Source organism: Streptosporangium nondiastaticum (genome assembly GCF_003011965.1).
Lineage (GTDB): Bacteria > Actinomycetota > Actinomycetes > Streptomycetales > Streptomycetaceae > Streptomyces > Streptomyces nondiastaticus.
This window is the reverse complement of record NZ_PXWG01000038.1, coordinates 15,751-40,907: the sequence shown is the minus strand read 5'-3', so window position 1 is coordinate 40,907 and position 25,157 is coordinate 15,751. Positions and strand designations below refer to the sequence as shown.

Below are 25,157 nucleotides of genomic sequence, written 5' to 3'. Positions count from 1 at the left end.
CGATCGGCGCCCCGGGACGTGCCACACTCGGACGCATGCGCGTGTACCTCGGCTCCGACCATGCCGGCTACGAACTCAAGAACCACCTCGTCGAGTGGCTCAAGGCCCACGGCCACGAGCCCGTGGACTGCGGTCCCCACATCTACGACGCCCAGGACGACTACCCGCCGTTCTGCCTCCGTGCGGCCGAGAAGACCGCTGCCGACGCCGGCAGCCTCGGCATCGTGATCGGCGGCTCCGGCAACGGCGAGCAGATCGCCGCGAACAAGGTCAAGGGCGTCCGGGCCGCCCTCGCCTGGAGCGAGCAGACGGCCGCGCTCGGCCGCGAGCACAACGACGCCAACGTCATCAGCATCGGCGGCCGCATGCACACCCAGGAGGAGGCGACGAAGTTCGTCGAGATCTTCCTGGCCACGCCGTACTCGGGTGAGGAGCGGCACACCCGCCGCATCGAGATGCTGGCGCGCTACGAGGAGACGGGCGAGCTCCCCGCGATCCCGGCGCACCACCCGCAGGAGAGCTGACCTCTTTGTCCCCACCGCCGGACGGGCTGAGAATCCAGCCCGTCCGGCGCTTGAGGACGAGCGCGTCCAGCGCGATACGGGGCCCGGGGCGGAGCCCTGGTTACGGGAAGGGGCGGGTAGGGGAGAAAGCGCCGCCCGCAGACGACAGCGCACAGGAGACACACCGTGCCCGAGGGGCATACGATCCACCGCCTCGCGGCGGACCACCGCGAGGCGTTCGCGGGGCGGCCCGTCCGGGCGACCAGCCCCCAGGGCAAGTTCTCCGACGGCGCCGCCCTCGTCGACGGCCGGATCCTGGAAACCGCCGAGGCCCACGGCAAACACCTCTTCCTCGGCTTCGGCGGCGGCCCCGGCGGCGACTGGATCCACATCCACCTCGGCCTCTTCGGCAAGTACACCCTCGGCGGAGCCCCCGTGCCGCCGCCCACCGACACCGTCCGCCTGCGCCTGGCGAACCCCGAGTCGTACGCGGACCTCCGCGGGCCCACCACCTGCGCCCTGATCACCGGCGCCGAGAAGCAGGCGATACACGACCGGCTCGGGCCGGACCCGCTGCGGCCCGGCGACGACCCCGGCAAGGCCTGGCAGCGGATATCCCGCAGCCGCACCAGCGTCGCCGCCCTGCTCATGGACCAGAAGGTCGTCGCGGGCGTCGGCAACGTCTACCGCGCCGAGGTCCTCTTCCGGCACGGCATCGACCCGTACCGCACCGGCCGCGACCTCACCCGCTCCGAGTGGGACGCCATGTGGGCCGACCTGGCCGGCCTGATGCGCGAAGGCGTGCGCAACAACAGGATCGACACCGTGCGGCCCGAGCACACCCCGGAGGCCATGGGCCGCCCGCCGCGCGTGGACGACCACGGCGGCGAGGTGTACGTCTACCGCCGGGCCGCCATGCCCTGCCACGTCTGCGGCGGGGAGATCCGCACCGCCGGCCTCGCCGCCCGCAACCTCTTCTGGTGCCCGGGCTGCCAGCAGCGCTGACAGCCCGTCACCCGTACCGGCGACCGCCGGGTGCTCAGAAGCCGTGCGGCAGCCACGGCGCCACGTCGCTGCCGAACGCCGCCGACGCCTCCTCCAGCGCGCCCTCGCGCAGCTCCCGCACCCGGCCCGCCCCCGCGAGCGCGGCCAGGGACACCCCGCCCAGATAGGCCGAGCCCAGCTCCCGCACGGACAGGGCCAGGTCGGCCGCGTCCTCGGTGCGCTCGCAGGACGCGCCCTTCGGGTCGCCCGTCAGCCGCCACCGTCCCGCGTTCCAGGGGCAGAAGTCGTCGGCGACGTCCAGCACGACGTCCACGGGGGCGCGGTACGTCCGCGCGGCGAGCGCCGCCCCCACGTCGACCAGCCGCACGTGCAGCGAGTCCTTGAACCGCGGCTCGCACCGCCGGACGTCGCTGACCAGGTGCAGCAGCGGGTCGTCCACGGGACGGTTGCGGGCGGTGACGCTCGACGTCAGGTCGATCTCCGTCAGATAGCGCCACAGGGCGGCGTACGCGGCCGGGGTCAGCGCCTCCGCGTCGCGCAGCAGGACCGTGCCGTTCGCGCCGGCGTCGGTCCAGTCCGGCCGCACGGCGTACCGCGCGTACCCCACCGTCCGCCCGTCCTCCTCGGCGAGCACGCACTGCAGCGGCGACGCGCCCTCGCGGGTGTCCGCCGGGTCCAGCAGCGGCAGGCCCTCCCAGCCCGGCTGCCGCGCGAGCATGCCCGGCCGGGCGGCTACCCGGCGTGCGTAGACCTCCTCGCAGGCGTCGCGCGCTTCACCGGGCTTCGACAAGCGCAGCCGCACCCCGTCCGTGCCCGGCGGGACGGACAGCCGCACGCGGGCCGTATCGACACGGACGCTCATCATGTGTGTCGCGATGCCGTAGCCGAACCGCCCGTAGATGTCCGGCTCGGAGGCCGTCAGGACGGCCAGCGGCTCACCCCAGGCCCGCACGTCGTCCAGCTGCCGCCGCATCATCCGCCGCAACAGGCCCCGCCTGCGGTGCGTCGGCCGCACGGACACCATCGTCACCCCGGCGGCGGAAACCTGCTCCCCGCCCGGGACCGTGATCCGGAACGCGAACGCCCCGGTCGTACCCACCGTCTCGCCGCCGTCCCAGATCCCGATCGACCGGTCGAAGCCGGTCAGCTCACGCCACAGGGCGACTTCCTCGGGGGACTCGGGGACACCGCCGAACGCCAGCTCCAGGTTGGCGTACCACGTGTCGAATTCCGCATCGCGCAGGACTCGCAGCTCCGTCGTCATGCCCCCATCCCTAGCAGCGATCCCGCCCCGCACGCGAAGGAATTTCACATAAGGGGCCGACGCCTCCGTGCGGGACGTACCGCACCCCGGCCGTGTCGGCGCGGCGTGAGTCGACGCACCGCCGAATGGGTGGATAAGGTCACGATGCAATGACTGGCGGTGCGGAGACCCCGACGGCACGGATGCGCAAAGCATGGCACCGGGCCCGCACAAGCGTGCGCAAAGCCGGGGTGGACTACTTCCGCGGCGACGGCTCCGACTGGATCGCCCTCGCGGCCCTCCTCCTCACCGTCCCCGCGCTCGCCCTCACCACCATCGCGCTGCCCTCCTGGTGCGTGCCCACCGCGCTCGTCCTGCCCATCGTCGCCGGCGGGCTGCTGCTGCGCCCCGCCAGCCTGCTCGCCCTCTACGCCGCCTCCGCCGTGGCCCTCATCGCCGAGGCCGGCGTGCTGAACGCCGAAGCCTCCGGCGACGGCGTCCGGGTCACGCCCGGCACGATCCTCGTCGTCGCGGCCGTCGGCTTCCTCGGGCTGCTCATCGCCCAGTTCCGCAGCCGCGTCGGCGTGCCCTGGCGGCGCGGCGGCACCATGCTCTTCGACCTGCGCGAACGCATCCGCGTCCAGAGCAAGCTGCCGAAGCTGCCGCGCGGCTGGCACCGCGAGATGGCGCTGCGCCCGGCCGGCGGCCAGTCCTTCTCGGGCGACTTCGTCGTCGCGGCCCGCACGAACGGCGGCCGCACCCTGGAAGTCGTCCTGACGGACGTCTCCGGCAAGGGCATGGACGCCGCCTCGCGCGCCCTGCTGCTCTCCGGCGCCTTCGGCGGCCTCCTGGGCTCCCTGCCGCCCCACGACTTCCTGCCCGCCGCCAACGGCTACCTCCTGCGCCAGGACTGGGACGAGGGCTTCGCCACCTCCGTGCACCTCGTCCTCGACCTCGACAGCGGCGACTACGAGATGTTCTCCGCGGGCCACCTCCCCGGCCTCCAGCTCTCCGCCGGCACCGGCCGCTGGGAGGAGAAGGCGGCGGAAGGCCCGCTCCTCGGCGTCTACGACGGCGCCCAGTTCGACCCCATCAAGGGCACCCTGCGGCAGGGCGACGTCCTGATGCTCTTCACCGACGGCCTCGTCGAGACCGCCGAGCGCGACCTCACCGAGGGCATGGACCGCCTCACCGGCGAGGCCGACCGCTACGTCTCCGCCGGCTTCCAGGGCGCGGCCTGGCACCTCATCGAGGCCGTCGCCAAGGACGTCAACGACGACCGCGCCCTGCTGCTGATCTGCCGGCACTGAACCCGGTGCCGGACCCCGGCACCGCACCACGGAGGACGCCCATGACCACTCTCGACCTCGCCGCCGTAGAAGCCCTGGCGCGGCGCGCCCACGCCGCCCAGACGGACAAAGCCGGCCGCCCGTACACCGAGCACCTGGCGGCCGTCGCCGAAGGCGTGCGGCGGCGCGGCGGCAGCGACGAGCAGATAGCCGCGGCCTGGCTGCACGACGCCGTCGAGGACGGCGCGGTGAGCGAGGAGTGGCTGGCGGCCTCGGAGCTGCCCCCGGCGGTCAAGGACATGATCCTCGCGGTGACCAAGCGCCCGGGCGAGGCGCCGGAGGAGTACGCGGCCCGCATCCTGGCCACGCCCGGCGCCCTCCTGGTCAAGGAGTCCGACCTGGCCCACAACTCGGACCCGGAGCGGGCGAAGGAACTGGACGAGGCGACGCGGGTCCGCCTGGCGGCGAAGTACGCGAAGATGCGGGGACTGCTGGGCCTGGGCTGAGGCGAGGCCCAGCAGGGCCCCGGGTGCTCACTGCTTGCGGAACGCCCACTCCATCCGCGGTTCCATCACGCACCGGAAGACCCGCCGCACCGGCGCCGTGCAGAGCGCGGTCATGACCACGATCGCGATCAGGGTCACGGCGACCTCGCCGACCGGCTGACGAATCCACGCAGCCGCGTCGTACCACTCCCACCAGCGCGACAGCTTGATCAGGAAGCCGTGCAGCAGGTACCCGTACAGGGTCCCCGCGCCCAGCGACGTGAACCACACGGCCCGGCGCGGGACCCAAGCGAGGAACCCGGCCGTGAGCACGGCCGAGCAGAGGAAGAGCGCCAGGGTCATCACGGGCGCCGTCCAGACCGGCTCGTGCAGGTCCTGGACGGCGCTGTTCCGGTAGAACCAGCCGGTGTCCAGCGTGGGCGCCAGCCAGTACGCGACCGCCACCGCCGCCGCGAACACCGGCACCGCCGCGACCCGCACCCACCGCCGCCGCACCAGGTCGAAGTGCTCGCGCCGCAGGTGCAGGCCGATCACGAAGAACGGCAGGAACTGCAGCACCCGCTGCAGGTCGAAGTCGCCGCCGATCTCGGGGGAGACCGCGGCCAGCACGGCCACGACGAAGGCGACCGGGACGGGCATGCGGATCAGCTTCCAGATGGGCGTGGTCAGCCGCCAGACGAAGAGCGCGGCGAGGAACCAGTTCAGGTACCACGGGTTGAGCAGCGAAACCGGCTCCGGCGCCGCGTCCGGCTCCGCCCAGTGCTGGAAGTACGTGTAGGCGACCTCGAAGACCAGGTACGGCACGACCACGCCCGTGAGCAGCCGTTTGAGCTTGGCCGGACTCAGATCGAAACCGCGGGAGAAATAGCCGGATATCAGGATGAAGGCCGGCATGTGAAAGGTGTACACGGTCATGTAGAGCGCCATCGCGGCACGGCTGGAGTGCGAGAGCGGCTCCCACGCGTGCCCCAGCGCCACCAGGACGATCGCGAGGTACTTCGCGTTGTCGAAAAAGGGATCGCGCTGTGCCGGGGCGGCGGCGGACGCGGGTCCGGCCTGCTCCGCGGGGGTCACCGCGCGGGCGGGGGGTGTGACGGCGGGGGACATCCGACGCACCCTAGCGGCGTCGCGCCGCCACCGCCACGCCGCCCGCCAAGTCCCCCGATATCCACTGACCACGGCTTTGCGGACAGTTTCCGGACGAAGTGCCGATGAAATGTCACGGGCCCACAGAAACAGGCAAGTTGGTGGCACGATGGTTGACGGGCGAGGGCTGCGGGGAGCATGTCTCCCGGGCCGACCAGTGGGTGGACCGGTGTATCCGACCGAGGGTGTGATCAGTTGTGGCCATTTCGCTGTCAGTGGTGCTGCTCTTGGCGATCGTGCTGGTGGTGCTCTTCCGCTCCGGCAGCATCAAGGGCGGCCCGGCCATCGTGGCCATGCTCTTCGGCTTCTTCCTCGCCTCGACGGGCCTGGCGCCGTCCATTCAGAGGTTCCTGAACTCGATCGTCGAGACGATAAGCGGTATCAAGATCTGAGCCGGCGGTCGGCAGGAAGCAGCGGTCAGCAGAAAGCGGCGGCCGTACGACCGGCGGCCGTACGACGAACGCCCCCGGCAGGGCCGGAGGCGTCGGTGGAGCGGGCGACGGGAATCGAACCCGCGTAGCCAGTTTGGAAGACTGGGGCTCTACCATTGAGCTACGCCCGCACGCGCCGCGAGCCCGGAAGGGCCGTACGGCACGGTGTGCATCGTAGCGGGTCCTGGCGGTGCGCCGCACGTCACCCCTTCGTCACCCCTTCGGCCGCGGCCCCCGCGCGTCCGCGCGCCGGTCCCGCGCCGCCCCGCGCTCCCGGGCGCCGCCGTTAATGCGGCCACCGTCCCCTCCGCGGGCATGTACCCTACGTCTCGCACTTACGGGGTGTGGCGCAGCTTGGTAGCGCGTCCGCTTTGGGAGCGGAAGGTCGTCGGTTCGAATCCGGCCACCCCGACCACACGAACGGCCGCGGCCACCGGGAACCACGGGGCCACGGGCAAGATCACATTGTGGGGCTCATCCTGCTTGCGGTTACTATGCAAGCTGCGTGCCCGTGTGTCTGCACTACCGAGTCTGCCTACCGGGCGCGATCCGCTGAACCTCAGCAGAATCACCAGAAGTCAGCCCCAAGGAGACCGAACCGTGAAGAGCGCCGTGGAGACCCTGAACCCGACTCGGGTTCGGCTCACTGTCGAGGTGCCCTTCGAGGAGCTCAAGGCCAGCCTCGACGCGGCGTACAAGAAGATCAACCAGCAGGTCACGGTGAAGGGCTTCCGTCAGGGCAAGATCCCGGCCCGTGTCATCGACCAGCGCTTCGGCCGCGGTGCGGTGCTGGAGGAGGCCGTCAACGACGCGCTTCCGAAGTTCTACACCGAGGCGATCAACGAGGCCGAGCTGAACCCGCTGGGTCAGCCCGAGGTCGACATCACGGAGCTGAAGGACGGCGAGCTGCTGGCCTTCACCGCCGAGGTGGACATCCGCCCGACCCTGGAGATCCCGGACTACTCCGGCATCGAGGTCACCGTCGACTCCGTCGAGGTCACCGACGAGGACATCGAGAAGTCGATCGAGCAGCTGCGCGACCGCTTCGCGACCACCGCTCCGGTCGAGCGCGCCGCCGCCGAGGGCGACATCGTCACCGTCGACCTGGAGGCCAAGGTCGACGGCGAGGTGCTGGAGGACGGCGTCGCCAAGGGCGTCGACTACACCATCGGCTCCGGCCAGCTGCTCGACGGCATCGACGAGGCCGTCACCGGCCTGGAGGCCGGCGGCACCGCCACCTTCACCTCCGAGCTCAAGGGCGGCTCCGCCGAGGGCAAGGAGGCCGAGGTCAAGGTCGACGTCACCGCCGTCAAGTCCCGCGAACTGCCGGAGCTCGACGACGACTTCGCCCAGCTGGCGAGCGAGTTCGACACCCTCGAGGAGCTGCGCGCCGACAGCCGCAAGCGCCTTGAGCGGATGAAGAAGTTCGACCAGGCCACGCAGGCCCAGGAGAAGGTCCTGGACGAGCTGATCAAGCTCGTCGAGGTCCCGATGCCCGAGAAGCTGCTCGAGGACGAGGTCAACACCCGCAAGCACAACCTCGAGCACCACCAGCTGGGCCAGATGGGCCTGGACCTGGCGAAGTACCTGGAGATCCAGGGCAAGTCCGCCGAGGAGTTCGACGCCGAGCTCAAGGAGCAGGCCGAGAAGGGCATCAAGACCCAGTTCATCCTCGACGAGATCGTCAACAAGGAGAAGGTCTCGGTCGGCCAGGACGAGCTCACGGAGCACCTGATGCGCCGTGCCCAGTCCTCCGGCATGAGCCCCGACCAGTTCGCCCAGGCGGTCGTCGAGGGCGGCCAGGTCCCGATGCTCGTCGGTGAGGTCGCCCGCGGCAAGGCGCTCGCCACCGTGGTCGAGGCCGCCACCGTCAAGGACGCGTCCGGCGAGGTCATCAGCCTGGACGACGAGGACGAGGAGACGGCCGAGGCCGCCACCGAGGTCGTCGAGGCCGCCGAGGGCACGACCGAGGCCTGATAGCCCCGGTCTCCCGCGCAGGCGCCGCAGGGCGCCCGTGAGGCAGCTATGGAACGGGTCCGGACGTGTTCGCACGTCCGGGCCCGTCCGTGTCCCCGGGGGCCGCTGCCCGCCCTGCCGCCCGGGCCTGCGCGACCTGCGGATCCCGCGCCGGCCCCGCATCGATGCCGCACCCATGCCGCACCGATGCCGCAGTGAACCTGCGCTCAGAGCGAACAGTTCCTGATGCGGGATGGCGGCCGCCGAACAGCGCGTTAGGGTCCGTAGATACGAGGGCAGGGGACCACGTGGCGACCGCCGGAAGCAGTCCGGCCGCGCCGGCCGGACCCCGGTCCCCGGAGAAGACGCGGAGACGGCCCGTTGCCGTCAGAGACGAGCAGGTGGATACGTGACGAATCTGATGCCTTCCGCCGCCGGTGAGATCGCCATCGGTGGTGGCCTCGGCGACCAGGTCTACAACCGGCTGCTCGGGGAGCGGATCATCTTCCTCGGCCAGCAGGTCGACGACGACATCGCCAACAAGATCACGGCGCAGATGCTCCTCCTGGCCGCCGACCCGGACAAGGACATCTACCTCTACATCAACAGCCCCGGCGGCTCGGTGACGGCCGGCATGGCGGTCTACGACACCATGCAGTACATCCCGAACGACGTGGTCACCATCGGCATGGGCCTCGCGGCCTCGATGGGCCAGTTCCTGCTGACCGGCGGCACCCCGGGCAAGCGCTTCGCGCTGCCCAACACCGACATCCTCATGCACCAGGGGTCCGCGGGCCTCGGCGGCACCGCCTCGGACATCAAGATCCAGGCCGAGCAGCTGCTGCGCACCAAGAAGCGCATGGCCGAGATCACGGCCCTCCACACCGGCCAGACCGTGGACACGATCATCCGTGACGGTGACCGCGACCGCTGGTTCACCGCGCAGGAGGCCAAGGAGTACGGGATCATCGACGAGATCATCACCCACGCTTCCGGCGTTCCGGGCGGCGGCGGCACCGGGGCCTGACGCCCCGGCGCAGTACGTACCGCCAGACAGCCCGCATCCGGGCCGGGGAGCCCGCCTCCCGGCCCACCGACCGCCACCAGGATGGTGAAAACCCGCATGAACATCTCGTCCCCGAGCGGCCTGTACACCGGCCCGCAGGTTGACTCCCGCTACGTCGTCCCGCGCTTCGTCGAGCGCACCTCGCAGGGCGTCCGCGAGTACGACCCGTACGCGAAGCTCTTCGAAGAGCGCGTGATCTTCCTGGGCGTGCAGATCGACGACGCCTCCGCCAACGACGTCATGGCGCAGCTGCTGTGCCTGGAGTCGATGGACCCGGACCGCGACATCTCGATCTACATCAACAGCCCCGGCGGCTCGTTCACGGCCCTCACGGCCATCTACGACACGATGCAGTTCGTGAAGCCGGACATCCAGACGGTCTGCATGGGCCAGGCCGCCTCCGCCGCCGCGATCCTCCTCGCGGCCGGCACCCCGGGCAAGCGCATGGCCCTGCCCAACGCCCGCGTGCTGATCCACCAGCCCTCCAGCCAGACGGGCCGCGAGCAGCTCTCCGACCTGGAGATCGCCGCGAAGGAGATCATGCGGATGCGCACCCAGCTGGAGGAGATGCTGGCCAAGCACTCCACCCAGCCGATCGAGAAGATCCGGGACGACATCGAGCGCGACAAGATCCTCACTGCCGAGGACGCGCTCGCCTACGGCCTGGTCGACCAGATCGTTTCTACCCGCAAGAGTTCCGTAAACGTTTGATCGCCGTGCCGCTGGTATCCCCCTTGCGCTGACCGAGTAAGGGCAAGGGGGGCCCGCTCGGGGGGCCCGGCAAGGTACCGTCGATAGGCAAGTACCCGGGTTCGCAGTGCAAGGCGGATCCCAGGCGAAGGGGAAGCACCTCGTGGCACGCATCGGTGACGGCGGCGATCTGCTCAAGTGCTCGTTCTGCGGCAAGAGCCAGAAGCAGGTGAAGAAGCTCATCGCGGGTCCTGGTGTGTACATCTGCGACGAGTGCATCGACCTCTGCAACGAGATCATCGAGGAAGAGCTCGCGGAGACGAGCGAGGTCCGCTGGGAAGAGCTTCCCAAGCCCCGCGAAATCTACGAGTTCCTCGAGGGCTATGTCGTCGGCCAGGAAGCCGCGAAAAAGGCCCTCTCCGTCGCCGTCTACAACCATTACAAGCGGGTGCAGGCCGGTGAGACCGGCGCGCACAACCGCGACGACGGCATCGAGCTCGCCAAGTCCAACATCCTCCTGCTGGGCCCCACGGGCTCCGGCAAGACGCTGCTGGCCCAGACCCTGGCCCGCATGCTGAACGTCCCCTTCGCCATCGCCGACGCCACCGCCCTGACGGAGGCCGGCTATGTCGGCGAGGACGTCGAGAACATCCTGCTGAAGCTGATCCAGGCCGCCGACTACGACGTCAAGAAGGCCGAGACCGGCATCATCTACATCGATGAGATCGACAAGGTCGCCCGTAAGAGCGAAAATCCGTCGATCACACGGGACGTGTCGGGCGAGGGCGTCCAGCAGGCCCTGCTGAAGATCCTGGAAGGCACCACGGCCTCGGTCCCGCCCCAGGGCGGTCGCAAGCACCCGCACCAGGAATTCATCCAGATCGACACGACGAACGTGCTCTTCATCGTCGGCGGCGCCTTCTCCGGCCTGGAGAAGATCATCGAGTCGCGGGCGGGCGCGAAGGGCATCGGCTTCGGCGCCACGATCCGCTCCAAGCGGGAGATCGAGGCCAGCGACCAGTTCCAGGAGGTCATGCCGGAGGACCTGGTCAAGTTCGGCATGATCCCGGAGTTCATCGGCCGCCTGCCGGTGATCACTTCGGTGCACAACCTCGACCGCGAGGCGCTCCTCCAGATCCTGGTCGAACCGCGCAATGCCCTGGTGAAGCAGTACCAGCGCCTGTTCGAACTCGACGGTGTAGAGCTGGAGTTCGACCGCCCCGCCCTGGAGGCCATCGCCGACCAGGCGATCCTGCGCGGCACGGGCGCGCGCGGCCTGCGCGCCATCATGGAAGAAGTCCTCATGTCCGTGATGTACGAGGTCCCGTCGCGCAAGGACGTCGCCCGGGTCGTCATCACGGCGGACGTCGTCCACTCCAACGTGAACCCCACACTGGTCCCGCGGGAGCCGCGGATCGTGGGCAAGGACGAGCGGCACGAGAAGAGCGCGTAGCGCGCTGCGCTGAGCTTGTTGCTTGTGGGGCGCCCGGCGGTTTGCCGGGTGCCCCTTTTGCTGCCCGCGGAGCCTTAGAACTGGCGACCGACTCGATGCTCGAACGAGTGGTCGGGTTTGGATGGCCGGACGCCACAGAGATCAGACCACTGGAACGGCGCGTGGACAGCGTGCTGCGCATCCAGCCGCGTGACAGCAGTAAGAGCTTTCTCCTGGCCATCGAGGCGCAAGGGCGCCGCGACAGCGACAAGGCGGTCAGCTGGGCGTACTACCTCGCGTTTCTGAAGGCCAAGTACGGGCATCCGGCACTGCTGCTGGTGGTCTGCCAGGACAAGGCGACCGCGGAATGGGCAGCAGGCCCCTTCAAGCTCGGGCCCGAGGGCTGGAAAGCGCTGTCCGTGCACCCGCTGGTCCTGGGGCCCGGAAACGTCCCGCCGATCATCGACGAGGAGGAAGCCGCCCAAAATCTGGCCATGGCGACCTTCTCGGCCATGACGCATGGGCGGGACCAGGATGCTCCGGCCATACTGGACGCGCTGGCGCGTGCCCTGGGGACGGTAGACGAAGAGTCCGTCGCGTACTACTCGGAACTGCTGGAAATCGGCCTGGGAGAGACCCCGGCGAGGGAGACCTGGAGGAATCTGATGACCATCCGCACGTACTTCCCCGGCCGGGGCACGCTCATCGAGGAGACGCTCCTGAAGGGTGAGGCCAAGGGGCGGGCAGCAGCTTCGGCAATGGTGCTGCGCGTGCTGGCTCACCGGGAAATCCTCGTGCCGGAGGCGGCTCGCGAGCGCATCACGAGTTGCACGGACCTGGATGTCCTGGAGCGCTGGATGGACCGTGCTCTCACCGCATCCACGATCGAGGAACTCTTCGTCGAGGAAAGCTGAGCGGTAGCTTGGAGGAGGGCGTCCGGACGAGTGCCGGGCGCCCTTTTCGTATGCCTGTGCGTAGGGTGTGGCCATGGCTGGAGAACGTGATCTGAGCAAGCTACTGAGTGGAATGCGGCCGGAGCTGAACGCCGGGCGGTACGTGTACGCGACGGTGGAGGGGGAGGCGCCGGCGGGCGTCGCTCCCGTGGTGACGGTGCGGGAGCCGGAAGGACTGACCCTGGTCGTACGGCAGGAGGAGGCCGACGCGGCCGGGCTGTCGTACGACTACGTGGCCGGCTGGATCACGCTGCGGATCCACTCGGCGCTGGAGGCGGTGGGGCTGACCGCGGCCGTGGCCCAGGCCCTGGCCCAGGCCGAACTGAGCTGCAACGTCGTGGCGGGGTTCCATCACGACCACCTCTTCGTGCCGTACGAGCGGGCGGAGGAGGCGGTGGAGGTCCTGGAGCGGCTGGCGAGCGCGGCCGAGTGGGATCAGTCCGGCGGCTGAGGAGCGTCGGCGCGTCCCGCTGCGGCGTTCCAGGGGAGTGGTGTTTCCGCAGGCCAGGTGGAGCGTGAGTGTTCCGGCGTCCCGGATGGCGCGGTGGGGCCTTGTGGGTGGCGGAGGTCCGCGGAGAGGCTGACGGCACGCCCCGGGCAATCCCGCCCCGGGAGGCGTTCGACTCTCTTGGAGGCACCCGTATGCGTACTGCCCGCATCATCACCACCGGCCTCGCCCTCGCCGCCGCGCTCCTCGCCGGCACCGCCGCCACGACTGCGCAGGCGCAGGCGGCGGAGCCGGCTCCCGGGTCGGGGTCGGCGTCCATCCCGGCCTGCTCGCTTGCGAACACCAAGACCACCGTGCAGAACGTGTCCCGCCCCATCAACCACCAGCTGCTGACCGTCACCAACACCAGCAGCGAGCGATGCTTCGCCTACGGCCACCCGCACCTGGCCTTCGACGCCGCGCAGAACGTGGTGCCGGTCGTGGACGAGTCGATACCGCAGGCCGTGGTCACCCTGGAGCCCGGCGAGTCCGCCTATGCCGGCATCAACCTGTCCGCGGCTGACGGTTCCGGCACGGACGGGCGCTACGCGAGCGTCCTGCGCGTCAGCTACGACGAGGGCGACGGCACGGAGAGCCGGGCGCGCACGGTGAAGCTGCCCAAGGGCACGTGGGTCGACAGCAAGGCGGCGGTGACGTACTGGCAGAGCGAGGTCGGCCTTGCCCTGATGTGGTGAAGAGGTTCCGTCGTGCTGGGCTTCTCCGGTGCCTGGGAGGGGCGAAGCGAGTACGGTAGGAGCTGCCGATGTCCGTCCGGTTGGGCAGCCGGGAACACTGTGCCATCCAGGTACGGTCACTGGACATGGTGGAACCCACCATCGGGGTCACGATGGCGGGCTCCTGCGAAGGACCAAACGCTGTGATCCCTCGCTAGTGGGTTTAGCGAGGGCTTACAGCTTGTGCCTCACCTCCAGCCACCACCGGAGCAGGGCCACCAGCACGGCGCCTACGAGCGGCGCCGACCAGCGGTAGATCCGATGGAGCAGGACCCAGAGGTGAGACCGGTCCTTCTTTTTGCGATGGCGCACGTACCGCGCCTTTCTCCCAGGGTGGGCGGTCACCCACCGGTCAGACCCTCCAGGCGGAGGGCTGGCCATGGGCACCGGGCCGGGCCGGGAAGCGGCGAACCGTCAACTGTGCGTGGTACGCGGTGTGGTGGTGCGGTTCCGTGGTTCGGGTGCGGGTCAGAACAGGCTGGCAGCGGGGGGAGGGGTGGGGGTGCGGCTCCGTCGGGTGTCCGGCGGGTCGTGGGCGGTTGGCCGCCGTACTCCTGCCGTCGCGGATGTGGGTGCGTGAGGAGACCTCCCCATAAGCCGTGGCTGAGGGGGAGCGGGCAGCTGCCGCGATGTGCCTGGGGCCGGTGGGGGCGCTTCGCTCAGCGCGGGTTGCGTGGTGGTTGCGCGGCCGAGTGCGGCTTGAGTGTGGCTGGTGAGGGGCGAATGGCCTGGTGAGGTTGTTGAGATGGGCGGCCGTCCTTCTCTGGCCGTTTGTCCGCCGCGCAGACCCCGAGCCGGTGGATTTCCGTGCCGGGAGGGCGCCAACCCCCACTAGTTCGCACCCGCCCGCTCAGCCACGACGGTGGCGAGCCGAGCGAAGCGCCCACGACGGGCGAAACCACATCGCGGCAGCTGCCAGCTCCCCGCCAGCCACGGTCTATGGGACCGGTCTCCTCACGCGCCCGCATCCGTGACGGCACGAGTACGGCGCCCGGCCGCCCACCGAGCGCCGGACACCCGACGGGCACAAGCCCCCCACCCCTCCCCCTGCTGCCAGCCTGTTCTGACCTCAGCCAACAGCTAAGGGACAGTCGGCGTTAGGGCTGCGGGGAGACGTACGAACCCATTCCGGGTTCCGTGTAGATGAGGCCCTCGGCTCGTAGGCCGCGGTGGACCTTGTGGGCCGTCATGGCCGCAATGCCGAACTCTTCGGTGAGCTGGTTGACGGACGGAACGCGTGAACGGGGCGGGTACGTCCCGTCCTTGATGCGCTGTCGGATCACATCGGCCACTTGACGCCAGCGGGGGATGTCAGGAACGAATTCGATCACACAGGCACGCTACGTGTTCCATGGCTTGCGCGGCAATGAGCAGAATCATTCGGATCACGACAATCATCAGTGTTCTATAGGAACCCTGGGATAGAGTCCGCGTGATCGAGAAACCCCGGCGACCGCTGGCACGGTCCCGGGGCATGGCCAACGCTGCGCTAGGAGCGTCGACATGCGTCACTTTATCCGCCGCTGGTTCCGCCGTGAACGGCAGATTTCCGTCCCCGAACCGCCGCCCGTGCCCGAGCCTCGCGCCGCCGAACCCGAACCTCGCACCTCACAGGGCCCCACCTGCGGCGTCTACGTATGGGCCACCGCCCACGGCATCAACCTTCAGTCCCGTTCCCCGCTGGGCATCTGCACCTGCTCCGAGCGAGCGCATCAACCGCTCCCCGCCATCGGCTCGTTCGTCGTCGACAAGCGGGACGGCAGCGTCGGGCAAGTGATGCGCAACGACGGAGCGCAGTTCCTGCTGCTGCGTGCGCCCTCGGGCGGGGGCGACTGGGAAGCGGACGCCGACATGGTCCGGCCCGCCACCGAGGCCGAGCTCCTCAGCGCCAAGGTTCAGGCCGCCAACGCCGCCAGCAGGTGGGGGAGATAACCCACGGACGGGTAGCGGCTGCCTCTGCAGCCGCTACCCGTCATTGCTTACTTGTCCTTGCGGACCTCGTTGCGGACCTTGGCGGTCGCCTCCGAGAGCTCCTGCGCGGACATCGCGTTGCCGGTGGCCTGGGCGCTGCTGTCCCCGTAGGGGCTGTTGGACTTGGAAACCACGTGCTGGACGAGGCCGACAGCGCTCGAGTCGGCCCAGACGCACGAGCTGGACTCGCCGGTGGCCGTCATGGCGCCCACGGTGTACGTCGACTTCTTGGCCTGGCACTTCATGATTGCGCCGTCGTAGCCGCTGGGGGAGAACTCCGTCCACGGAGTGACCGTCTCGATCTTGACGCCGGGCATGGACGACTCGTTCTTCTTCGCGCTCTCGTCCATCTTCGCGACGAGTGCGTTGAGCGTCTTCTCCGGGTCGGAGAGCTCGCCGTACACACCCGTCACCCGGAGGTTCTGCTTCTCGGGGCTGGCGTAGATACCCGAGACCGCCGTGCCGTTGGAGATGCCCATCTCCTTGACCTGGGCGTCGTCGGTCAGGTCCTTCGTGTCCGTCTGCTTCGCGCCCGGGGAGCTCACGCTGTTCTTCGCGTACTTCCCGTCCAGCAGCTTCTCCGGCAGGACGATCGTGTACGGCTTCACGTCACCGCCGCCGCCCATGAAGTACACCGCGCCCGCGATGAGCGCGCCCACGACCGCCACCGCGCCGATCGTGATGCCGATCGCCTTGCCCTTGCCGCCGCCCTGCGGCGGGACCGGCGGGGGGTACTGGCCGCCCGGGTAGCCCGGCTGGGGCTGCTGGGGGACGCCCCAGGGCTGCTGGGGTGCCTGGGGGGCGGCGCCGTACGGGGTGCCGGGCGGCGGCGGGGGCGGCGGCGGGTAACCGTAACCGGGCCGGCCGGCCGGGGCGCCCTGGCCGTACGGGCCCGGCTGCTGGGGCGGTTGGCCGTAGGGGCCCGGCTGGTTGTAGCTCATCGCGTCTCTCTTCGATCCGTGGGGGGACTCGTGTGACAGTCCCGCTATCCTTCCGGATCTCTTAAGGGGCTCTTGCCGCCGGGCGGCAACGGTTTCGGAACAGTTGGCACACAACAGCGGTCACTTCGGCCACTTCGGTCGAATCGCCCCGCCCCGCGAGCGGCTACCGCGGCTTGCGGACTTCCTTGCGGATCTTTGCGGTCATCTCGGCCAGTTCTTCCGCGGACATCCCCTTGTCGTTGCCCTTGGCGCCGAAGGGCTGGCTCACCACCGTGCCGATGACGCCCTTGTCCGCCCAGAGGCACTGGCCGAGGCTCGTCGTGGAGTAGTTCGCGTCGCCGAACGAGAAGGAGATCTTGTCGGCCCTGCACTTCAGGACGACCCCGTCGAAGCCGTGCGGGCGGTAGTCCTTGTACGTGCCGCGCTCGACCTTGCCGCCCATCGGAGCCGTGCCGTCCTCGCCGCCGCCCTTGTCCATCCGGGCCGCCATCAGGCCGATGGTCTTCTCCGGGTCGGGGATCTTGCCGTACATGCTGGCGACCTGCAGGGCCCCGCGCTTGTCGCTCTGGTAGCTGCCGGCGTCGCCGTCGGCGTCCTCGATGCCGAAGGACTTCATCTCGGCGCGGTCCTTCGCGCTGCTGCCGGTGTCCTTCTCGGCGCCGTCGTCCTTGTCCCTCTTGTACTCGCCGTCCACCAGCGTCTGCGGCATCTCGATCCGGTACGCCGCCGCCCCGTCGCCGCTGCCGTCGTTGAAGTACAGCAGGCCGCCCACCAGCGCCCCGGCGAAGACCAGCGCGCCCGCCGTGATGCCGATCGCCTTGCCCTTCCCGCTCGGGCGGTCCGGGATCGGCGGCGGCCACGGGCCCGGCGGAGTCTGCGGGTCCGGCGGAGTCAGCGGAGCCGGCGGGGTCTGCGGGCCCGGCGGCGTCTGCGGCTGGTTCCGGTCGTCGGGCATGGGACGTTCCCCCGTGTTTCTTTGTCGATAGAAGTCGGGGAACATCCTTTCTTGTCGCTTATCCGGCCCTTACCGCGGGGTCCGCGCCGCCCGTCGCAGCTCTCCCGCCGCCTCCGCCGCCTCCGGGACGGCCGTCCGCTCGCCCAGGGCCGCGCCCACGACGCCCAGCGTGCTGTGGTCCGCCCAGACGCAGTACGGGAGGGTCAGGGAGGCGCCGGGCTCGCCCTCCGCCGGGGTGAAGCTCACCGGCTGGCACTTCATGACGGCGCCGTCCACGCTCACCCGCTCCGGGCTGCCCACGACCTCCTCCCGCGCGCCCTGCCGCACCGGCTCCCGCCGCGCGTCCTCCGCCATCGCCTCGAACATGCCGTCCACGGCCCGCTCGGGATTCCTCACCTCGCCCCAGACGCCGCTGAACATCAGCTTTCCGCGGGCCGAGGAGTAGCCGGCCGTGACGCTGCCCGCGTCCCGTACGCCCAGGCGCCGCAGCCGCTCCAGGTGGTCCGTCCGGAACGTCCGGCCGGCCGGCGCGTCCCTCCGGAAGCCGGCCGCGTGCTCCGGTGCCGTCAGCCGGTACCGCGCGGCAGCGCCGCCGGCGGCCTTGCTGCCGCCGCCCGTGAGGAGCAGGAATCCGCCCAGAAGCGTGCACGCCAGGATGAGTGCACCGATCGCCACACCGGCCACGACCCTGCCCCGGCCGGCGCCCCGCCGGTCCGGGACCGGCGGTGGCCACACGGCTGCGCCGTAGCCGTTCGGGCCGCCCGGCCGGGCGTAGGACCGGGGCGTCGCCGGGAGCGGCTCGTACAGGGCGGCCTGCTGATTGCTCATCGTTCTCTCGCCGCTTCTCTCGTTGCGTGGGCGTCATCCTTGCCGATCCCGCGGCAATCGATTCGAAACCCCCGCGTACGCCCCCTTAGAATTCACCCCGTGACCGACAACACTCAGCGCCCCGACAGCGGGCACGCCGACCGCACCCCCGACCTGCCGACCCAGTACGCGCCGGCCGACGTAGAGGGGCCGCTGTACGAGCGCTGGGTAGAGCGGGGCTACTTCGAGGCAGACGCCAAGAGCGAGAAGGAGCCCTACACGATCGTCATTCCGCCGCCCAACGTCACCGGCTCCCTCCACCTGGGCCACGCCTTCGAGCACACGCTGATCGACTCCCTCACGCGCCGCAAGCGCATGCAGGGCTACGAGGTCCTGTGGCAGCCGGGCATGGACCACGCGGGCATCGCCACGCAGAACGTGGTCGAGCGCGAGCTGGCCAAGGAGGGCAAGTCGCGCCACGACCTCGGCCGCGAGGCGTTCGTCGAGCGCGTGTGGCAGTGGAAGGGCGAGTCCGGCGGGCAGATCTCCGGGCAGATGCGCCGTCTGGGCGATGGTGTCGCCTGGTCGCGTGAGCGCTTCACCATGGACGAGGGCCTCTCCAAGGCCGTCCAGACGATCTTCAAGAAGCTCTACGACGACGAGCTGATCTACCGCGCCGAGCGCATCATCAACTGGTGCCCGCGCTGTCTGACCGCCATCTCCGACATCGAGGTGGAGTACCAGGACGACGACGGCGAGCTCGTCTCCATCCGCTACGGCTCCGGGGACTCGGAGATCGTCGTCGCCACGACCCGCGCCGAGACGATGCTCGGTGACACCGCCGTGGCCGTCCACCCCGAGGACGAGCGCTACCAGCACCTCGTCGGCACCGAGATCGAGCTGCCGCTGACCGGCCGCCGCATCCCCGTCGTGGCCGACGAGCACGTCGACCCCGAGTTCGGCACGGGCGCCGTCAAGGTCACGCCCGCCCACGACCCGAACGACTTCGAGATCGGGCGCCGGCACGATCTGCCGAGCCTCACCGTTCTCGACGAGCACGGCGTGATCACCGTCCACGGCCCCTTCCTCGGCCTGGACCGCTTCGAGGCCCGCTCCGCGATCGTCGGCGCCCTGCGCGCCGAGGGCCGCATCGTTGCCGAGAAGCGCCCGTACACCCACTCCGTGGGCCACTGCTCGCGCTGCAAGACGACGCTGGAGCCGCGCCAGTCCATGCAGTGGTGGGTCAAGACCGCCCCGCTGGCCAAGGCCGCGGCCGACGCCGTCCGCGACGGCAAGGTCAAGATCCACCCGCAGGAGATGGAGAAGCGCTACTTCGACTGGGTCGACAACCTCCACGACTGGTGCATCTCGCGCCAGCTGTGGTGGGGCCACCGCATCCCGGTCTGGTACGGCCCGGACGGCGAGATGGTCTGCGTCGGCCCGGACGAGCAGCCGCCGGCGGGCGAGGGCTGGCACCAGGAGACCGACGTCCTCGACACCTGGTTCTCCTCCGGCCTGTGGCCGTTCTCCACCCTCGGCTGGCCCGAGCAGACCGAGAGCGTCCAGAAGTTCTACCCGAACTCCGTCCTCGTCACCGGCTACGACATCCTCTTCTTCTGGGTCGTCCGGATGATGATGTTCGGCCTGTACGCGATGGACGGCACCCCGCCGTTCCACACCATCGCCCTGCACGGCATGGTCCGCGACCAGTTCGGCAAGAAGATGTCGAAGTCCTTCGGCAACGCGGTCAACCCGCTCGACTGGATGGACAAGTACGGCTCCGACGCCGTCCGCTTCACCCTCGCCCGCGGCGCCAACCCCGGCGTCGACGTGCCGATCGGCGAGGACTGGGTCCAGGGCTCGCGCAACTTCGCGAACAAGATCTGGAACGCCACGCGCTTCGCGATGATGAACGGCGCCACGGTCGAGGGCGACCTCCCGCCGGCCGAGCAGCTGTCGGCCACCGACCGCTGGATCCTCTCGCGCCTCAACGCCGTCGTCGCCGAGGTGGACGCCCTCTACGACGACTACCAGTTCGCGAAGCTCTCCGACGCGCTGTTCCACTTCGCGTGGGACGAGGTCTTCGACTGGTACGTGGAGCTGTCCAAGACCACGTTCCAGAAGGGCGGCCCCGAGGCCGAGGCCTCGCGCCGCGTCCTGGGCGAGGTCCTCGACGTCACCCTCAAGCTCCTGCACCCGATCGTGCCCTTCGTCACCGAGACGCTGTGGACCACGCTCACGGGTCGCGAGTCCGTCGTCATCGCCGACTGGCCCAAGGACAGTGGCTTCCGCGACGCGGCCGCCGAGCAGGAGATCGCCACGCTCCAGCAGGTCGTCACCGAGGTCCGCCGCTTCCGCTCCGACCAGGGCCTGCAGCCGGGCCAGAAGGTCCCGGCCCGCCTCGACCTGACCGGCACGGCGCTGGCCGCCCACGAGGACGCGATGCGTTCGCTGCTGCGCCTGCAGCCGGCCGGCGAGGGCTTCGCCGCGACCGCCTCGCTGCCGGTCGCGGGCGCGACCGTCGCCCTCGACCTGTCCGGCACGATCGACGTCGAGGCCGAGCGGAAGCGGCTCACGAAGGCGCTCGCCGCGGCCGAGAAGGACAAGGCGCAGTCGATGGCCAAGCTCGGGAACGAGGCGTTCCTGGCCAAGGCGGCGGAGGCGGCCGTGGAGAAGATCCGCAAGCGGCTGGAGACGGCCGACGCGGATATTGAGCGGATCAGTGCGCAGCTGGCGGCTCTGCCGCAGGGCTGAGTCGGCGTCGCAGGGTTCTGAAACGGCCCCCGTACCTCTGTGGGTACGGGGGCCGTTCGCATTCGGCTGCCGGCCGGTGGGGGCTTGTCGCGCAGTTCCCCGCGCCCCTTACGGGGCGCGCCCACGCGGCGTAGCCGCAGGTCGGCGCAGGTATCTCTACCGCGCCGCCCACGGCCGCGACCTGTTCGGGTCCCACATCGGCCCCCACGGGCCCTCCACCAAGCCCTCGTCCTCCTCCGCCGGGCGGCGGCGCCGCTTCCTGCGGTGTTGCGGCCAGAACAGCACGTACACCGTCGACACCGCCACGAACCCGAGCCGGATCAGGCCCTTGGCCGATTCGTCCGGTACGGCGAACACGCTGCCGTACAGCACGATCAGCGCGATCCAGCTCCACCACGGCACGAGGCGCCGCTGCCCGCACACGTCCCACAGGAGCGTGCCGAGCAGCACCGACGCCGTGTAGTACGTGTAGACGCTCGGGTCGAGGAGGATGCGGGCGTTCGCGCCCAGCAGGACGACCCCGGCCCAGCGGCCCCGCCACACCGCGATCGCGCCCAGGGTGAGGCCGAGGGCGGCCTGGGCGGGGCGGGCCCAGTCGGGGGTCACGGGGGTGTTGCCGCCCAGCCAGCGCAGGGCGGAGGCCGGGCTGTTGGGGATGGTGAACTTCGCGGCGGCGAAGGAGTCCGGGGCCGCGATGAAGAACGGCAGCCAGGCGAGGGCCAGCAGGGCCGCGCACCACAGGACCGCCCGCATCCAGCGGTCGCGGGGCAGGGCGAGGATGAGCGGCACGAAGGCGAGGGCCGTCGGCTTGGAGTCCATGGCGAGGGCCAGGCAGGCGCCGACGGCGGCCGGGTTGCAGCGGGTCAGGAACCAGACCGCCAGCGCGGTGAAGAACAGCGCCAGGACGTCGTCCAGGTGCCCGAACCGGACCGACACCTCGATCCACATCGGGATGAACGCCAGCCCGGCGATCAGCACGCGGCGGCGCAGCCGCTCGTGGTTGGTGCCGGTGCCGAGGAAGTGGGTGGCGGCGCTGCGCCCCGCGAGCACCATGATGACCAGGCCCAGCACGGACATGAACGCCGCTGCCAGGAACTGGCCGGTGTGCTCGGAGAACGGGTTGAACAGGCCCGCCACCAGGAAGCTGATGGGGCCCATCTGCAGCTCGGGGTGGTGGGCGTAGAGGTTGAGCCCGCCGGTGCCGTCGCCCGACGCGCCCTGGTAGATCAGCTCGCCGCCGGTGCGCAGGTAGTGCCAGGAGAAGCCGCCGTTGGGCTCCACGACGGCGAACCACAGCACGGTCCACGCCGTGAGCAGCAGCAAGTGCATCCGTGTGCTGATTTCCGGTACCCGCACCCGTACAACGCTCCCGTTCCGCTGCCCGGACCTGCTCCGGACATGTGTCACCGGGGGTCAGATGGCGGAACGGGGGCGTTGGTTGCCTCGTGGGCCATGGATGTGGCCTATTTCATGGTTTGTGCGGGGGTGGTGGGGTCGTCAGCTCTCGATCGCGACCGGGCCCGACGTGACCACCTCGGCGTTGCGCCGCGTCTTCGCCCAGCCGTTGCGGCCGCGGAGCATCCGCACGAAGCCGCGTGCCGACGCCGGGAAGAGGTGGTACGCGTACAGCCACAGCGCGAGGCCCCACAGCAGGGCGGACAGCAGCGAGTGGTCGGACGCGCGGTCGCGGCGGTAGACCGGGCCCCACAGCACGAACGGCAGCACGGAGACCACGGCCAGGCCCAGCACCAGCGGCCACAGCGCGAGCATGCCGCCGAACGCGGCACCGAAGCCGTCCTCGGCCGCGGTCAGGCCCAGCAGGACGAACATGACCGCGCACAGTGCGAGGGTCACCAGGTGGGCGACCGGCTGGAGGAAGGTGTAGAGCGTCTCCAGGACGCCCTTGCCGCCGTAGTGGCGGGAGGAGACGATGCGCGGCGCGTAGCGGACGCACTGCAGGTTGCCCTGCGCCCAGCGGGTGCGCTGGGTGAGGAAGCGGCGGGCGTGCGGCAGGCCCTCCTGGGAGACCCAGGTGTCGGCTATGTGGGATATCCGGTCACCGTTCAGGATCATGTGCAGGCCGAGCTCGTAGTCCTCCAGGAGCGCGCCGCGCTGCCACGGGCGGCGCTCGGCGGCGGCGATCCGGTCCAGCGCGGCGAGCCGGGTGAACTGGCCGTTGCCGCCCAGGCCGACGGAGCCGGTGCGGCCGCGCAGCAGCTGCATGCCGGCGTTGGAGACGGAGAACTCCATGTCCTGCATGCGGACGAGGAGACGGGCGAAGGCGTTGCGGACGCGGCCGCGGTCCTCGCCGAGCGGGCGGGGGTCGCCGGCGTTGCGCATGTGCACGCTGACCTGCACGCCGCCGGTCTCCGGGTCGCCGAAGCCGGCGGGGCCGCTCACGCGCTCCAGCGCGCGCGGGTCGAGCTGGCCGTCGGCGTCGATGACGCACACGACGACGCGCTCGCGGTCGGCGTCCTTGGACAGGAACTGGTTCAGCTCGTCGTACGCGGCGTTGAGCGCGGCGCCCTTGCCCTGGCGGGCGTCGGGGCGGACCCGGCTGACGAGGTGCACGCGGCGGTCCGTCTCGGCGCGCTCCGCGACGATGGCGCCGGTGCGGTCGTCGCTGTCGTCGTCGATGACCCACACGTGGGCGCGGGGGTGGTCGGCGCGCAGGCGCTCGACGGTGGTGCCGACGACGGCCTCCTCGTCCCGGCACGGGACGAAGAAGTGCCAGTCGAAGGCGGTGGCGTCGCCGTTCTCCGCCTCGGGGCGGCGGAGGTAGGCGTGCCGGGCGCCGGCCCAGTAGAGGAGGAAGCAGGCGAGGAGGAAGAAGGGGAAGGCGAGGAAGAAGGGGCTGGAGAACACGGGTTTTGCTCCGGGGGGGCTTCGGCGGGTACGGCACCGCCGGTCACGTGTGTGGGGGTTGTTCGCCGTTGCGGCGGAGGAGGGGCCCCGGTCCCGCCCTTTCACCGTTTCGTCCTCAGTCGCCGGACGGGCTGGGTGGTGCCCGGCCGGGCACTCTTCAGCGGGAAGGGGCGGGGTGGGGGAGAGGCCCTACGCGGCCGCGGCAAGCTCCTGCGGGGCGCCGATCGCCGTCAGCAGCGCGACGATGCGGTCCGACGCCAGCCCGTCCCCGAAGGGGCTCGGCAGGGCGGCCAGCCGGGTCAGGCCCTCCGGGCCCTCCGCCAGGCGGCGGCGGGCGGCTTCGCCGATGGCGCGGCCCGGCTCCACCAGGTCCGCGAAGTCCGCCATCGCCTCCGGCCGCTCCGTGGAGCGCCGCACGACGACCAGCGGGCGGCCGAGCACCGTGCACTCCTCCTGGATGCCGCCCGAGTCGGAGACGAGCAGCGCCGCGTGCCGGGCCAGGGCGAGGAACTCGCCGTAGCCGAGCGGGCGGGTGACGGTCAGGCCGGCCAGCAGGCCCTCCAGGCCGGCGGCCTCGATACGGGCCCGGGTCCGCGGGTGCAGCGGCACGACGACGGGGCGGCCGTCGGCCACGAGCGCGGCGAGCTCGGTGAAGATGGCGCGCAGGGCCTCGGGGGAGTCGGTGTTCTCGGGGCGGTGGACGGTGGCCAGGACGTACGCGTCGGCGGTCAGGCCGTGCCGCTCCAGCAGCTCCGCGCGCTCGGCGGCGGACGGGAGCTGGCCGTGCACCGCCTCCACCACCGTGTTGCCGGTGACGGCGATGCGGGCGTTGTCGACGCCCTCCGCGAGGAGGTTGGCGCGGTTGTCCTCGGTGGCCGCGCACAGCACGTCGGCGATGCTGTCGATGAGGACGCGGTTGTGCTCCTCGGGCATGTTGCGGTCGTGGCTGCGCAGGCCGGCCTCGACGTGCAGCAGCGGGATGCCGCGGGCGTTCGCGGCGAGCGCGCCGGCGAGGGCGGCGTTGGTGTCGCCCTGGACGACGACGGCGAGCGGCGGCTCGGCGGTGAAGAGGTCGTCGAGCTGGGCGAGGGCGCTGGAGATCTGGACGGCGCGCGGCTGTCCGCCGACGCCGGTCAGGAAGGTCGGTTCGGGCAGGCCCAGCTCGGTCAGGAAGCGGCCGGACAGCTCCTCGTCGTAGTGCTGACCGGTGTGCACCAGGTGGGCGGCGGGGCCCAGGAGGCGTACGAGGTCGGTGAGCTTGACCAGCTCGGGGCGGGTGCCGAGGACGACGGCGACGCTACGGGCGGGCAGGGACTGCACGAGGTGACTCCTGGGGCCGACGGGCTGCTGACAGCTCACGACCTTGCGGTGCCTCGGTTGCCCCTCCGGGGTGCCTTCGGTTGCCCGACGGTTGCGAAACCGG

Annotated in this window: 24 protein-coding genes and 2 tRNA genes; 15 read left to right on the top strand and 11 right to left on the bottom strand. The window is 70.6% G+C overall.

Features of this window, described 5'->3' with window-relative positions; genetic code table 11:
• The first annotated feature begins 35 nt into the window (after positions 1–35).
• Positions 36–524: a ribose-5-phosphate isomerase gene (locus B7P34_RS16555; protein WP_106677264.1), complete on the top strand. Its 489-nt coding sequence runs from the start codon at positions 36–38 to the stop codon at positions 522–524.
• A gap of 165 nt (positions 525–689) precedes the next feature.
• On the top strand, positions 690–1,508 hold the full coding sequence (locus B7P34_RS16550) for an Fpg/Nei family DNA glycosylase (protein WP_106677262.1): 819 nt from the start codon (positions 690–692) through the stop codon (positions 1,506–1,508).
• 34 nt (positions 1,509–1,542) lie between these two features.
• On the opposite strand, the gene B7P34_RS16545 is transcribed toward B7P34_RS16550, so the two are convergent.
• Positions 1,543–2,772 (bottom strand): GNAT family N-acetyltransferase, encoded by a 1,230-nt coding sequence (locus B7P34_RS16545; RefSeq protein ID WP_106677260.1) that lies wholly within the window; start codon positions 2,770–2,772, stop codon positions 1,543–1,545.
• A 215-nt stretch (positions 2,773–2,987) separates the two neighbouring features.
• On the opposite strand from B7P34_RS16545, the gene B7P34_RS16540 reads away from it, so the two are divergent.
• Both B7P34_RS16540 and B7P34_RS16535 read left to right on the top strand, forming a co-directional pair.
• Positions 2,988–4,061: a PP2C family protein-serine/threonine phosphatase gene (locus tag B7P34_RS16540; protein WP_223267916.1), complete on the top strand. Its 1,074-nt coding sequence runs from the start codon at positions 2,988–2,990 to the stop codon at positions 4,059–4,061.
• 41 nt (positions 4,062–4,102) lie between these two features.
• On the top strand, positions 4,103–4,546 hold the full coding sequence (locus B7P34_RS16535) for an HD domain-containing protein (RefSeq protein WP_106677256.1): 444 nt from the start codon (positions 4,103–4,105) through the stop codon (positions 4,544–4,546).
• Between the two features lie 27 nt (positions 4,547–4,573).
• Here B7P34_RS16535 and B7P34_RS16530 read toward each other — a convergent pair whose 3' ends face one another.
• On the bottom strand, positions 4,574–5,653 hold the full coding sequence (locus B7P34_RS16530) for an acyltransferase family protein (RefSeq protein WP_106677254.1): 1,080 nt from the start codon (positions 5,651–5,653) through the stop codon (positions 4,574–4,576).
• A 236-nt stretch (positions 5,654–5,889) separates the two neighbouring features.
• Here B7P34_RS16530 and B7P34_RS16525 point away from each other — a divergent pair, with 236 nt between their 5' ends.
• Entirely contained in the window at positions 5,890–6,084 is a 195-nt protein-coding gene (locus B7P34_RS16525) for a hypothetical protein (protein WP_106677252.1), read from the top strand.
• A gap of 96 nt (positions 6,085–6,180) precedes the next feature.
• Here B7P34_RS16525 and B7P34_RS16520 read toward each other — a convergent pair.
• A tRNA-Gly gene (locus B7P34_RS16520) sits at positions 6,181–6,254 on the bottom strand.
• Positions 6,255–6,461: 207 nt separating this feature from the next.
• Here B7P34_RS16520 and B7P34_RS16515 point away from each other — a divergent pair.
• From B7P34_RS16515 to B7P34_RS16480, 8 genes are all read left to right on the top strand, one after another.
• Positions 6,462–6,538: transfer RNA gene (locus tag B7P34_RS16515), tRNA-Pro, on the top strand.
• Between the two features lie 185 nt (positions 6,539–6,723).
• Positions 6,724–8,100, top strand: a complete 1,377-nt coding sequence (gene tig / locus B7P34_RS16510; protein WP_189382833.1) for a trigger factor — start codon at positions 6,724–6,726, stop codon at positions 8,098–8,100.
• A 400-nt stretch (positions 8,101–8,500) separates the two neighbouring features.
• Positions 8,501–9,106, top strand: a complete 606-nt coding sequence (locus B7P34_RS16505) for an ATP-dependent Clp protease proteolytic subunit (protein ID WP_106677247.1) — start codon at positions 8,501–8,503, stop codon at positions 9,104–9,106.
• Between the two features lie 96 nt (positions 9,107–9,202).
• A complete protein-coding gene (locus tag B7P34_RS16500; RefSeq protein ID WP_030366475.1) occupies positions 9,203–9,856 on the top strand; it encodes an ATP-dependent Clp protease proteolytic subunit in 654 nt (217 codons plus the stop codon).
• A gap of 142 nt (positions 9,857–9,998) precedes the next feature.
• On the top strand, positions 9,999–11,288 hold the full coding sequence (gene clpX, locus B7P34_RS16495; protein ID WP_030366476.1) for an ATP-dependent Clp protease ATP-binding subunit ClpX: 1,290 nt from the start codon (positions 9,999–10,001) through the stop codon (positions 11,286–11,288).
• Between the two features lie 161 nt (positions 11,289–11,449).
• Entirely contained in the window at positions 11,450–12,181 is a 732-nt protein-coding gene (locus tag B7P34_RS16490; protein WP_223267915.1) for a hypothetical protein, read from the top strand.
• Positions 12,182–12,254: 73 nt separating this feature from the next.
• Positions 12,255–12,671: an ACT domain-containing protein gene (locus B7P34_RS16485; protein WP_106677243.1), complete on the top strand. Its 417-nt coding sequence runs from the start codon at positions 12,255–12,257 to the stop codon at positions 12,669–12,671.
• Between the two features lie 191 nt (positions 12,672–12,862).
• Positions 12,863–13,402 carry a DUF4232 domain-containing protein gene (locus tag B7P34_RS16480; protein ID WP_106677241.1) on the top strand — a complete coding sequence of 180 codons (540 nt, stop codon included), beginning with the start codon at positions 12,863–12,865 and terminating at the stop codon, positions 13,400–13,402.
• A gap of 213 nt (positions 13,403–13,615) precedes the next feature.
• Here B7P34_RS16480 and B7P34_RS37510 read toward each other — a convergent pair whose 3' ends face one another.
• Together B7P34_RS37510 and B7P34_RS16475 are read right to left on the bottom strand one after the other, a co-directional pair.
• Entirely contained in the window at positions 13,616–13,753 is a 138-nt protein-coding gene (locus tag B7P34_RS37510; protein WP_189382830.1) for a hypothetical protein, read from the bottom strand.
• Positions 13,754–14,538: 785 nt separating this feature from the next.
• Entirely contained in the window at positions 14,539–14,772 is a 234-nt protein-coding gene (locus tag B7P34_RS16475) for a GntR family transcriptional regulator (protein WP_189382828.1), read from the bottom strand.
• Between the two features lie 172 nt (positions 14,773–14,944).
• On the opposite strand from B7P34_RS16475, the gene B7P34_RS38615 reads away from it, so the two are divergent.
• On the top strand, positions 14,945–15,373 hold the full coding sequence (locus B7P34_RS38615; RefSeq protein ID WP_223267914.1) for a hypothetical protein: 429 nt from the start codon (positions 14,945–14,947) through the stop codon (positions 15,371–15,373).
• Positions 15,374–15,420: 47 nt separating this feature from the next.
• Here B7P34_RS38615 and B7P34_RS16465 read toward each other — a convergent pair whose 3' ends face one another.
• The 3 genes from B7P34_RS16465 to B7P34_RS16455 form a co-directional block, all read right to left on the bottom strand.
• Positions 15,421–16,353, bottom strand: coding sequence for a hypothetical protein (locus B7P34_RS16465; protein WP_106677239.1), 933 nt, complete (start codon positions 16,351–16,353; stop codon positions 15,421–15,423).
• Positions 16,354–16,516: 163 nt separating this feature from the next.
• On the bottom strand, positions 16,517–17,308 hold the full coding sequence (locus tag B7P34_RS16460) for a hypothetical protein (RefSeq protein ID WP_106677237.1): 792 nt from the start codon (positions 17,306–17,308) through the stop codon (positions 16,517–16,519).
• Between the two features lie 69 nt (positions 17,309–17,377).
• Positions 17,378–18,136, bottom strand: coding sequence for a hypothetical protein (locus tag B7P34_RS16455; RefSeq protein ID WP_106677235.1), 759 nt, complete (start codon positions 18,134–18,136; stop codon positions 17,378–17,380).
• Positions 18,137–18,235: 99 nt separating this feature from the next.
• Here B7P34_RS16455 and B7P34_RS16450 point away from each other — a divergent pair, with 99 nt between their 5' ends.
• Complete coding sequence (locus B7P34_RS16450; protein WP_106677233.1) at positions 18,236–20,869, top strand: valine--tRNA ligase; 2,634 nt, start codon at positions 18,236–18,238, stop codon at positions 20,867–20,869.
• Between the two features lie 156 nt (positions 20,870–21,025).
• Here B7P34_RS16450 and B7P34_RS16445 read toward each other — a convergent pair whose 3' ends face one another.
• From B7P34_RS16445 to wecB, 3 genes are all read right to left on the bottom strand, one after another.
• Positions 21,026–22,198, bottom strand: a complete 1,173-nt coding sequence (locus B7P34_RS16445; protein ID WP_106677231.1) for a hypothetical protein — start codon at positions 22,196–22,198, stop codon at positions 21,026–21,028.
• Between the two features lie 168 nt (positions 22,199–22,366).
• Positions 22,367–23,734 carry a glycosyltransferase gene (locus tag B7P34_RS16440; RefSeq protein WP_106677229.1) on the bottom strand — a complete coding sequence of 456 codons (1,368 nt, stop codon included), beginning with the start codon at positions 23,732–23,734 and terminating at the stop codon, positions 22,367–22,369.
• Positions 23,735–23,923: 189 nt separating this feature from the next.
• Positions 23,924–25,054 (bottom strand): non-hydrolyzing UDP-N-acetylglucosamine 2-epimerase, encoded by a 1,131-nt coding sequence (gene wecB, locus B7P34_RS16435; protein WP_106677227.1) that lies wholly within the window; start codon positions 25,052–25,054, stop codon positions 23,924–23,926.
• Between the last annotated feature and the right edge of the window lie 103 nt (positions 25,055–25,157).

Coding starts and splice junctions, on each gene's coding strand:
- B7P34_RS16465 (WP_106677239.1), bottom strand. CDS start 16,353: ATGAGCTACAACCAGCCGGGCCCCTACGGCCAACCGCCCCAGCAGCCG.
- B7P34_RS16505 (WP_106677247.1), top strand. CDS start 8,501: ATGCCTTCCGCCGCCGGTGAGATCGCCATCGGTGGTGGCCTCGGCGAC.
- B7P34_RS16460 (WP_106677237.1), bottom strand. CDS start 17,308: ATGCCCGACGACCGGAACCAGCCGCAGACGCCGCCGGGCCCGCAGACC.
- B7P34_RS16555 (WP_106677264.1), top strand. CDS start 36: ATGCGCGTGTACCTCGGCTCCGACCATGCCGGCTACGAACTCAAGAAC.
- B7P34_RS16445 (WP_106677231.1), bottom strand. CDS start 22,198: ATGCACTTGCTGCTGCTCACGGCGTGGACCGTGCTGTGGTTCGCCGTC.
- B7P34_RS16455 (WP_106677235.1), bottom strand. CDS start 18,136: ATGAGCAATCAGCAGGCCGCCCTGTACGAGCCGCTCCCGGCGACGCCC.
- B7P34_RS16535 (WP_106677256.1), top strand. CDS start 4,103: ATGACCACTCTCGACCTCGCCGCCGTAGAAGCCCTGGCGCGGCGCGCC.
- B7P34_RS16500 (WP_030366475.1), top strand. CDS start 9,203: ATGAACATCTCGTCCCCGAGCGGCCTGTACACCGGCCCGCAGGTTGAC.
- B7P34_RS16480 (WP_106677241.1), top strand. CDS start 12,863: ATGCGTACTGCCCGCATCATCACCACCGGCCTCGCCCTCGCCGCCGCG.
- B7P34_RS38615 (WP_223267914.1), top strand. CDS start 14,945: ATGCGTCACTTTATCCGCCGCTGGTTCCGCCGTGAACGGCAGATTTCC.
- B7P34_RS16485 (WP_106677243.1), top strand. CDS start 12,255: ATGGCTGGAGAACGTGATCTGAGCAAGCTACTGAGTGGAATGCGGCCG.
- B7P34_RS16530 (WP_106677254.1), bottom strand. CDS start 5,653: ATGTCCCCCGCCGTCACACCCCCCGCCCGCGCGGTGACCCCCGCGGAG.
- B7P34_RS16545 (WP_106677260.1), bottom strand. CDS start 2,772: ATGACGACGGAGCTGCGAGTCCTGCGCGATGCGGAATTCGACACGTGG.